General features: G+C 43.7%; 10 protein-coding genes. 9 read left to right on the forward strand and 1 reads right to left on the reverse strand.

Going from position 1 to position 9,694, the window contains the following annotated elements; genetic code table 11:
• Window position 1: 1 nt before the first annotated feature.
• The 4 genes from EV212_RS10580 to EV212_RS10595 all read left to right on the forward strand — a co-directional run bounded on the left by EV212_RS10580 (window position 2) and on the right by EV212_RS10595 (window position 5,341).
• The gene (locus tag EV212_RS10580; protein ID WP_132092958.1) at window positions 2-2,326 is read left to right on the forward strand and encodes an HAD-IC family P-type ATPase; all 2,325 of its coding nucleotides are present in this window, start codon (window positions 2-4) and stop codon (window positions 2,324-2,326) included.
• Window positions 2,327-2,398: 72 nt separating this feature from the next.
• Window positions 2,399-3,199, forward strand: coding sequence for a helix-turn-helix domain-containing protein (locus EV212_RS10585; protein WP_165873358.1), 801 nt, complete (start codon window positions 2,399-2,401; stop codon window positions 3,197-3,199).
• Between the two features lie 157 nt (window positions 3,200-3,356).
• The gene (locus EV212_RS10590; RefSeq protein ID WP_132092964.1) at window positions 3,357-4,742 is read left to right on the forward strand and encodes an MATE family efflux transporter; all 1,386 of its coding nucleotides are present in this window, start codon (window positions 3,357-3,359) and stop codon (window positions 4,740-4,742) included.
• A gap of 14 nt (window positions 4,743-4,756) precedes the next feature.
• Window positions 4,757-5,341 (forward strand): cytidylate kinase-like family protein, encoded by a 585-nt coding sequence (locus EV212_RS10595; RefSeq protein ID WP_132092967.1) that lies wholly within the window; start codon window positions 4,757-4,759, stop codon window positions 5,339-5,341.
• Between the two features lie 120 nt (window positions 5,342-5,461).
• On the opposite strand, the gene EV212_RS10600 is transcribed toward EV212_RS10595, so the two are convergent.
• Window positions 5,462-5,995, reverse strand: a complete 534-nt coding sequence (locus EV212_RS10600) for a GNAT family N-acetyltransferase (protein WP_132092970.1) — start codon at window positions 5,993-5,995, stop codon at window positions 5,462-5,464.
• 96 nt (window positions 5,996-6,091) lie between these two features.
• On the opposite strand from EV212_RS10600, the gene EV212_RS10605 reads away from it, so the two are divergent.
• The 5 genes from EV212_RS10605 (at window position 6,092) to EV212_RS10625 (ending at window position 9,553) form a co-directional block, all read left to right on the forward strand.
• A complete protein-coding gene (locus EV212_RS10605) occupies window positions 6,092-6,628 on the forward strand; it encodes a DUF3877 family protein (RefSeq protein ID WP_165873359.1) in 537 nt (178 codons plus the stop codon).
• Window positions 6,629-6,657: 29 nt separating this feature from the next.
• The gene (locus tag EV212_RS10610; RefSeq protein ID WP_132092976.1) at window positions 6,658-7,026 is read left to right on the forward strand and encodes a zinc ribbon domain-containing protein; all 369 of its coding nucleotides are present in this window, start codon (window positions 6,658-6,660) and stop codon (window positions 7,024-7,026) included.
• A 266-nt stretch (window positions 7,027-7,292) separates the two neighbouring features.
• Window positions 7,293-7,676, forward strand: coding sequence for a DUF6483 family protein (locus tag EV212_RS10615; RefSeq protein WP_132092979.1), 384 nt, complete (start codon window positions 7,293-7,295; stop codon window positions 7,674-7,676).
• 51 nt (window positions 7,677-7,727) lie between these two features.
• Window positions 7,728-8,402 (forward strand): response regulator transcription factor, encoded by a 675-nt coding sequence (locus tag EV212_RS10620; RefSeq protein ID WP_132092982.1) that lies wholly within the window; start codon window positions 7,728-7,730, stop codon window positions 8,400-8,402.
• Complete coding sequence (locus EV212_RS10625; RefSeq protein ID WP_132092985.1) at window positions 8,390-9,553, forward strand: HAMP domain-containing sensor histidine kinase; 1,164 nt, start codon at window positions 8,390-8,392, stop codon at window positions 9,551-9,553. The genes EV212_RS10620 and EV212_RS10625 overlap by 13 nt, the downstream gene beginning before the upstream one ends.
• Window positions 9,554-9,694: the final 141 nt, after the last annotated feature.

The raw sequence follows: 9,694 nt of genomic DNA on the forward strand, positions 1-9,694 counted from the left end.
TATGGAAGGTAAAGACTATGACGGACTGACTGGCGCAGAGGTGAAAGCGCGCATCGACAAAGGTCAGGTAAACACATCCGATAGTCATATTTCAAAAACAACGGCCGAAATTGTTCGTTGTCATACGCTCACATATTTTAACTTTCTGAACCTGTTTCTCGGAGTGCTTGTCATTATTTCGGGTCAGTTTAAAAATCTGACTTTTCTTGGAGTTATTATCTGTAACTCGGTGATCGGCATTTTTCAGGAGCTGAAGGTTAAAAAATTGATCGATAATCTGGCAGTTATCACAGCCAGCAAGGCGAGAGTCTGCCGGAACGGAAGGTTTAAAGATATTCCGATTGAAGAGTTGGTCATGGATGATCTTGTTTCCGTAGAAAATGGCAATCAGATTGGTGCGGACTGCGTTGTACTGGATTCGGAGGGCATCGAAGTAAATGAATCGATGATCACCGGTGAGTCCCGGCCAGTGCGTAAGCTGCCGGGGGACACGCTGTGGTCGGGAAGTTTTATGGTGGCCGGAAGCGGCAGGGCGAAAGTTATTCACGTAGGAAAGGATAATTACGCCACACAGCTGGCCAGCCAGGCCAAGCAGAAGAAGCGGGCATCCTCTGAGATGCAGGATTCAATTAAGCGGATCATTAAGGTGACCGGCACGATTCTCGTACCTGTGGGTATCTTGTTATTCATATCTCAGTGGGGCGCCGAGGGAATTACTTTTTCGGATGCCCTTGTCAACACGGTAGCTGGAGTTATCGGCATGATTCCGGAAGGACTGGTACTGTTAACAAGCATTTCCTTTATTCTTGGTGTTGGACGTTTGGCGGGAAAACAGGCCCTTGTTCAGGAAATGGAAGCCATCGAAGCTCTGGCCCGGGTGAATGTTCTCTGCCTGGATAAGACAGGAACAATCACGACGGGGGCTTTAGAAGTTGTCGAATTAATCCCATTTGGGGAGAATGTGGCCCGAATGCGGGATGTCATGAATGAGATTGCCTTTGCTTTTGACGATGTCAATGCAACTCAGGACGCATTGATGGCCTACTTTGAGAAAACATCGAAATGGAAAATCAAATCAAAGATTCCATTTTCATCGGACCGGAAATATCGGGCAATTGCTTTTGAAGAAGAGGGCAATTATGTCCTTGGTGCGCCGGAATTTCTTGTTAAAGATAATAAAGAGCTGAATGAGAAGGTGGATGCCTGTTCCAGGGACGGTATGCGTGTCCTTCTGCTGGGAAAATGTTCTGGTATAAATATGACAGATATGTCGGTCAGCGGTGTCGAGCCGTCGGGGCTGATTGTTATCTCTGATTGTATCCGTCCAGAGGCAAGGGGAACCTTTGAATATTTTGCCAGCCAGAATGTGGATATCAAGGTAATTTCCGGAGATAACCCGGTGACAGTTTCAAATATAGCGGTGAAGGCCGGTCTTGAGGGCGGTGAGCGGTATATCGATGCCAATACATTACCGGAGGATTTTGAAGAGCTTCGTGAGGTTGTTCCGAATTACACTGTATATGGCCGGGTGCGTCCGGAGCAGAAACAGCGGATCGTCAAGGCCTATCAGGCCAATGGCAGTGTGGTCGGCATGGTTGGTGATGGTGTCAACGACGTACTGGCATTGAAGGATGCCAACTGCGGTATTGCCATGGCAGCCGGAAGCGATGCGGCGAAACAGGTAGCCCATATCGTGCTGATGGATTCAAACTTTGCCAGTATGAAATCGATTGTTCGTGAAGGCCGGATGATCATATCGAATATAGAGCGTGTCAGCGCCCTTTATCTGACAAAAACAATTTATTCGGTATTGCTGAGTATTATTTTTATCATTCTTGGGCGTACCTATCCCTTTGTACCGATTCATCTGAGTATTATCAGTACGACGGCTATCGGTATTCCAAGTTTTATTTTGACACTGGAACAGACAGAGACGGTGACAAGCAATGGCTTTATGCGTAATGTTCTTCGGATATCTCTGCCAAGCGCCCTGACTATGGTCATTATGATGTTGATCAATCAGGTGGTGGCCGGTTTCTTTGGGTTTGATTCATTGATGCTTTCGACCTATAATCTGATTTTGGCAGGATGTATCAGTCAGATGGTCGTGTGGGAAGTCTGCCGGCCGATGAATACACGACGGCGTGTTTTATGTATCGCCGTAGGTGTTATCTTTGTGGCGGCAATCTTCTTTTTACCGGGATTTTTCAACATTACTCATATACTCAACTGGCGCTTGATTTTTATTATCCCGCTGATGATTCTTACCGGATGTCTGATGCAGTGGCTGACAAAGGCGGTAAGAATTCTGACAAAACAACGTTGACGAAGGGATTCTACTGTTGGTCGGTTGTTTTAATGAGGCCCGGAATGTAAGATGATTTCAGGAGGTGGCCTTATGTATCAGACAGACAAGGAAAAAAACGGTGTTACCTATCAGACGGATAATGAAAAATTCGGAGAGTTTATCGCTCAGCTCAGAAGAGAGAAACAGTGGACCCAGAAGGAACTGGCCAGCCGGCTTTTTATATCCGATAAGGCAGTCAGCAAGTGGGAGCGGGGCCTGAGCATGCCTAACGTTTCGATGTTGATTCCCATGGCGGAGATTTTTGGGGTCACGGTAACGGAGCTGCTTCGTGGGGAACGTCTTGAGGCAGAAAGTGCATTGAACAGGGATGAAGTTGAAAAACTGGTGACCTGTTCAGTGGATATGTCATTGAGGGAGGAGAAATTCCGGCAAAAGTTCCGCAAACGATGGACAGGGATTTATACGGTGACTCTGTGTATCGTGGTAATCGAGTTGCTCATATTCCGGAGCTTGGGGGTTACATGGAACGATATGGTGAATGGTATGTTGCCTTATACGGGAATGCTGCTGCTGTTTGGCGGCTGGTTCTGTATTTTTGCAAGAGAAACGCTGCCGGCTTATTATGACGAGAACAAAATTAATTTTGTTTCCGATGGGGCTTTTCGAATGAATATGCCCGGACTGCATTTTAATAACAGTAACTGGCCCCATATTCTGAATGTGGGGCGTGTCTGGAGCTGTGCGGGGGCAGTTCTGTTTCCTGCGGCAGGCGTCATTCTCTGGCGTCTGTATGGGAACGAATTATGGGTTGTTACCCGGTTGATTGTTCCCCTGGCCTTTGTTTTGGGAATATTTATTCCGGTGTATGTGTTTGGGAAAAAGTACGAATAATTTTTAAAATAAAAATAATTTTTGTTAAAAACTCCCTTTGACGAAGATAAAAAAAGTTGATATGATAGAAAAACAGCGAGTAGCAAAACTGCGTAAATCCGGTTGATTGCTACTCGCTTTTTTTATGAAAATTATTAGACGGAGGTTTTCAGATTCAATGGAACAGACAGTAAAGACAGACAAAATGGGACAAATGCCTGTAAATAAATTAATGTTGACTATGGGATTGCCGATGATTATATCCATGGTTCTCCAAGCCCTTTATAATATTGTCGACAGTGCGTTTATCTCAAATATGGCGGAAAATGGCGAAGCGGCGCTGACAGCATTGACACTGGCCTTTCCAATGCAGATGCTGATGGTAGCTATTGGTATTGGAACAGGCGTGGGTACAAATGCGCTTCTGGCAAAGAGTCTGGGTCAGGGAAATAAAGAGAAGGCGAGCAATGTTGCGGGAAACTCCCAGTTTTTAGCTCTGATTATTTATATTGTATTTTTATTGTTTGGTATTTTTGGCGTGCGCTTCTACATATCAACCCAGACGACAAATGAATTGATCTATCATATGGGGGTGGATTACCTGACAATCTGCTGTGTCTTGTCTCCTGGTATCGTGTTCTTTTCGGTATATGAGAAATTACTTCAGGCATGCGGCCATTCCGTGTTTTCTACAATTGCTCAGATTGCCGGAGCCGTTACCAATATAATCCTGGACCCTATAATGATTTATGGATTGTTTGGCTGTCCGGAGATGGGCGTTAAGGGCGCCGCCTATGCGACTGTCCTCGGTCAGTGTGTTTCGTGGATTCTTGCGTTGATTTTTCATTTAAAGGTCAATAAAGATATTGTGAATAAGCGCCGGTATTTCAAACCTTCAGCTGCAGTTATTAAGGGAATATACGCCATCGGTCTGCCGGCGATCATTGCACAGGCGCTGATGTCTATTATGACCTACGGATTAAATATTATTTTGGGAACTGTGGGTGAGAATATGGTGACTGCCTATGGATTGTATTATAAGATTCAGCAGTTTATTTTATTTGCAGCTTTCGGTCTGCGTGATGCAATCACGCCGATTGTATCCTTTAGTCATGGTATGGGAAGCAGATCGCGTATCCGCGATGGTATAAAATATGGTTTATTTTACACATTTGTGATCATGCTGATTGGTACGGTTGTCGTAGAGGCATTTGCCGGACCGCTTGCAAGGGTATTCGGCCTGTCCGGGGAAACGGAAATGCTCTGTGTCAGCGCCATGCGTATAATTTCACTCAGCTTTATTTTTGCCGGAGTGAATATCGCTTTACAGGGAGTATTTCAGGCGCTTGACGGAGGCCCGGAATCACTTCTTGTCTCTCTGTGCCGTCAGCTCATTTTTGTTTTGCCTGTTGCATGGGGGTTCGCACAGATTGTGCGTAAATCATCGGGAGCTTCCTGGCTTTTATGGACGACCTTTCCAATTGCAGAGATTATTACGGCCATTGTTGCCTGTTTGCTGATGCGCAGAATCAATAAGAAAGTTGAAGTTCTGGCACATGAATAAGAGGGGGTGATACGATGAAAAACAGAGTTATTACTATAAGCCGTCAGTTTGGCAGTGGAGGAAGGACGATTGGCAAAGAGGTTGCTGTTAAACTGGGAATTCCGTGTTACGACCACGAGGTCATTGAAGAAATCGCGGAAAAAAGCGGATTTACAAAGGAATACATTGAAAAGCGCAGTGAAGATGTGGCACGGGGCAGCTGGTTGACCGGCGCTTTGTTTGGCAGAGAGTATGCAGGTTATTCGGCTCAGGACTATGTCTGGAAGTTTCAGCGGGATACGATTTTAGAACTGGCGGCAAAAAGCCCGTGTGTGATTGTCGGACGCTGTGCAGATTATTTATTAAAGGATGAAGCAGACTGCCTGACCGTATTTATTCATGCGGATATGGATAAACGGGCAGAACGTATTGTGAAGCAGTACGGCGAGCGGTCCGAATCTCCGGAAAAACGTCTGAAAGATAAAGACAAACGGCGTGCCGCCTATTATCAGTTTTACACAGATACTCAATGGGGCATTGCCGGAAATTATCACGTTTCCCTGGACAGCGGTGTATTGGGGATTGAAAAGTGCGTGGACGTTTTAGTGGGGCTATATTAGATAACAGGTTAAGAAACCGGACGTTATACATTCATGAGTATGACGTCCGGTTTTTGTGTAAAGCCAATATTCGATGAGGCATAGATCAATTCATTCAGGATAGTCTCCGAGGATTGAGTTTTACAGGTGTTTTATGTTGGATGCAATCCATGGCGTAAACAAATTGGTAAAAATGGCATGGTATTCATCAAAGGTTACCTGAGGGCCATTGGTCAAAATCTCCATTACAATTCCGAAAAAATTGACACGGAAAGGCATGACGGTCATACCATTTCTGAGGTAAAATGTTTTTCTTCGAATGCGCTCGGGAGTGTTTTCCGATGGAATATCCGGCGCTTCGATTTCAAGCAGAAAACGTTTGCCGATATATCTCTCCAGGAGCATACGGAGAGCGGAAGAGCCGGCACCGTTATTTCGCTGATTGTCGTCAACTGCAAAGTAGTCCAGAAGAACAATGTCCTTATATAAAATGGTAATGGCCAGACCAAGAAAATCTCCGGTATCGTTTTCAATGGATAGTATTTCCATAGAGCCTTCGGCCTGTTTTTTACGTATCATATAAAATGGTTTTCGTTCGGCAGCAGGAAAAGCGCGGAGATATAGATTTTTAATATCCGACAGACGCGTCCGGCTGAGGGCCTGGGTTAATTTCATATGAAAATCCGCCTTTCTTGTGTTTTATCTATTTGAATAGTATAATACGAATGAAGAGAAATGCCAAGTCTGCGATTCAAACAGGGAGATGACAGAATGAATACGGAAAAATTAATAAAAAATATTATTGACCAAATTAAAGAGGCCCAGATTAAATTGGGATTTGCCAAAGAAACGACACGTCTGTATTATCCGGTGGAATCCTTAAATGCTATGCTCGGCATCCATACGGATAATGACGAAGAAATGCTGGAGGCTTTGGGGTCGTCAGACCTTCATGATACGGAACTTGGGCAGCTTCATTTTTCGGCCCATAAAGGCCGTATCGAAATCAGCGTGCCGCCGGAGGGCGCGGCGTATGTGCATGAACATGTGGAAGAACCGGCCTTTTTAAAGGCTATGATTGAATTGTTCCGGCAAAATCATCATTGCAGTGTTGCAGATATCCGGGCGCTGTTTGAAAGCTTCAGTAAAGACTATGTCTGTGAAAAAATGCCGGAAGGCTCTGATTTTGACGAGGTTCTCTATTTTAAAGACGCTTCCGTCGACGCATATTACTATTGTGTTAAAGAAGAGATGGGTCATACCATTTATCACAGGTTTACTAAAGAAGATATGGAAAATCTCTGGTAACATTTTCTCAGTAGTTTGGAGGGAAAAGCATGTTCTTCATGATGGGAATTAATGAAGGAAGAAAAGAATTAAATTATCATCAGATGATTGTCTGCAATCATTGTGGAGCCTATGGACAGTATCAGGTTTTTATGACATATATGGTGTTGTCTCTGTTTTTCATACCTTGCTTTAAGTGGAACCGGCAGTATTTTGTTCAGACAACATGCTGTAACACGATTTACCGTTTGAACCCGGAGATTGGAAAAAGAATAGCAAAAGGTGAAAATGTTGAGATACGCCCGGAACATTTACAGGGAATGGAGCGGGCCGGTTCAAGAATCAAGCGGTGCGGCCAATGCGGATTTGCAACGACAGAAGACTTTGAATATTGTCCGAAATGTGGGAATCGATTTTAGTTTTAATGACTTGATGCAGTTCGGAATTTTCTTGATAGCACTACTGACGTTCATTCATTTGATTAGTCATTAGTAAATCAAAAGCCCCACCCCAGAATTCTCAACAACCGGGTGGAGCTTTATAAAACAACGGCCAACCACTGTGTATGGTTGTTCTCTTGGTTTAAATATAGCATATGAATTTGGTTTATGCAATATTGAATAAAATTATTCTGTAAAGAATTTGGCGCAGAGAAAGTACTTAATGATAAAAAAGGAGATTATAGATGGTTGAACGGGATTATATTATGCGGCTGATCAGGGAAATGGTGAGGGCTATATTAAAGTTGTTTTTTAATATAGATTCAGAATCACCAACAGAAGAGCTGCTGGCAGGTGAAGAAGAAAAGCAATTACTGGATATTTTACTGGCAATGGTTGATGTCGGTGACATTAATCATGCCGAAAATCAATTGTACGAAATTGTTTCCGGTGGCGATATGGAAAAACTTAAAATGGCACTTTTGTTTTATTCGTATTTGAATGATAAGAGTGATGATTTTTTGACAGAACATGATTTCAGCAGGGGAGAAATAAAATCCGGAATTAAGGATATGGTCTCAATGTATGGATTGGATAGTATGGCAGATGTATTTTTATCCGATATGTAGATAAAAAGTTGATTTTCTGATGATATGCTTGTAAAAAGGGAGGAGACGGACATGGGTTTTAAGGTTTTGATTGCCGACGATGAAAAGGATATTGTTGAAATGCTTTCGGCCTTTTTTACAGGTAAGGGATATGATATTTTAACAGCTTATAATGGCGAAGAAATTCTGGGAAAAATAGAAAACCGGCCGGATATTATTTTGCTGGATGTGAATATGCCTGGGATGGATGGGTTTGAGGTTTGCAGACGGGTAAGGGATTATGTTTCCTGTCCGATATTGTTTTTGACAGCCCGGATCGAGGATGCGGACAAGGTTAAAGGCTTCTCGGTGGGCGGCGATGATTATGTGGTTAAGCCGTTTTCGTTGATGGAGCTTGAAGCCCGGATACAGGCCCATCTCCGTAGAGAGGCAAGACATCAGAATCAGGCAAAGGTGAAATTTTCTGGGGAACTTTTGGTTGATTATTCTGAGCGGGCGGTTTATGTGAACGGTGATGCGGCGGGGCTGGCCAAAAAGGAATTTGATATTGTGGAATTATTATCTCAAAATGCAGGACAGGTTTTTGATAAAGAAAGAATTTATGAAAAGGTGTGGGGATATGACAGCGAGGGGGATAGCAGTGTTGTTGCCGAGCATATCCGCCGGATACGTGTAAAAATTGGAGCATTGACAGATAAAGTGTATATAGAAACTGTCTGGGGGTGCGGCTATAAATGGCTAAAATGAAGGTTTCGCTGCGGCGCAGTATTATTTTTTACATGATTGCTTTTGTCCTAATTGCGATGATACTCAGTGCGGGCACTTCATTTGTGTGCGATAGATTATCCAATCATATCCGGGCGGCTTATCCGGAGACAAGAGAGAAATATTACCTGACGAATGTGGACGGAGAACGTCTTGGCGAGGGGACATATATCAGTAAACAGGAGATTTCATACAGCGAAATGGATAAAAAACTATTAGGGCTGCTGGATGTTTTTCCAATGCTGGTGACTCCGATTTACTCAGCAATCTGTGTATTTGCCGCTGCTTTTCTATTTTACCGGAATAAGCTTAAAAATCCGATTAATGAACTGGAATGGGCCGCGGAGAAAATTTCAAATAGTAATTTGAATTTTAAGATTCAGTATGAAAGCGATGATGAACTGGGGGAGCTTTGTAGAGCTTTTGAAGTCATGCGGTCTGCGCTGGCGGATAATTTTTCGGAGATGTGGCGGCAGGTTGAAGAGCGAAAACGTCTCAATGCGGCTTTTGCGCATGATTTGAGAACTCCGTTGACAGTGCTTAAAGGTTATGGCGAGATGCTGCAGACGAATGATGATCCTCAGGTCGGAAATACAGCGATGACTATATTGAACCAGGTTTCCAGATTGGAACGGTATGCGGACAGTATGAGCCGTTTACAGCGGCTGGAGGAAACCAGGCCCCAATGTCAGCCGGTGGATGTTATTCAACTGGCTTCGGATTTGAAAGCAATGGCCGTGGTTGTGGCCGGGCGTCAGAATTTGAAGCTATGTTTTGAAAATAATATGGCAGATAAATTGATTGAAGTGGATTTGGAATTTGTTGAACAGGTTTATAATAACCTGATTTCCAATGCAGTTCGTTATGCCCAATCGAACATCCGAATCCGAATTCTTAAAAATAGGGATATGTTTTGCCTGGAGGTGGCTGATGACGGTCCCGGATTTTCTGTGGAAAGTCTGAAAAGGGCGGCTGAGCCTTATTTTACGGAGGAGGACAGCCGGGAGGAAAATCTTGGATTGGGTTTATATATTTGTCGGATGATGTGCGAAAACCATGGCGGTTATCTTGTAATAGAAAATACAGAAGCAGGTGGTCGTGTCACGGCTGGTTTTAAGGAATTTTACAGGTAGGTTTTGAGACCCGGTCGAGTAGATAAAAAGTTGAAAAGTATGTTTTAGGAGCTGTCGCACTAAATAAAAATTAGTGCGGCAGCACTTTTTTTACCAAAAGCAAGAGCCGGGCTTCGAAAAGTCCGGCTCTTGGTGTAAAAT

It is taken from the genome of Frisingicoccus caecimuris, assembly GCF_004340975.1.
Classification (GTDB): Bacteria; Bacillota; Clostridia; order Lachnospirales; family Lachnospiraceae; genus Frisingicoccus; species Frisingicoccus caecimuris.

Coding starts and splice junctions, on each gene's coding strand:
- EV212_RS10590 (WP_132092964.1), top strand. CDS start 3,357: ATGGAACAGACAGTAAAGACAGACAAAATGGGACAAATGCCTGTAAAT.
- EV212_RS10580 (WP_132092958.1), top strand. CDS start 2: ATGGAAGGTAAAGACTATGACGGACTGACTGGCGCAGAGGTGAAAGCG.
- EV212_RS10620 (WP_132092982.1), top strand. CDS start 7,728: ATGGGTTTTAAGGTTTTGATTGCCGACGATGAAAAGGATATTGTTGAA.
- EV212_RS10585 (WP_165873358.1), top strand. CDS start 2,399: ATGTATCAGACAGACAAGGAAAAAAACGGTGTTACCTATCAGACGGAT.
- EV212_RS10600 (WP_132092970.1), bottom strand. CDS start 5,995: ATGAAATTAACCCAGGCCCTCAGCCGGACGCGTCTGTCGGATATTAAA.
- EV212_RS10610 (WP_132092976.1), top strand. CDS start 6,658: ATGTTCTTCATGATGGGAATTAATGAAGGAAGAAAAGAATTAAATTAT.
- EV212_RS10625 (WP_132092985.1), top strand. CDS start 8,390: ATGGCTAAAATGAAGGTTTCGCTGCGGCGCAGTATTATTTTTTACATG.
- EV212_RS10615 (WP_132092979.1), top strand. CDS start 7,293: ATGGTTGAACGGGATTATATTATGCGGCTGATCAGGGAAATGGTGAGG.
- EV212_RS10605 (WP_165873359.1), top strand. CDS start 6,092: ATGAATACGGAAAAATTAATAAAAAATATTATTGACCAAATTAAAGAG.
- EV212_RS10595 (WP_132092967.1), top strand. CDS start 4,757: ATGAAAAACAGAGTTATTACTATAAGCCGTCAGTTTGGCAGTGGAGGA.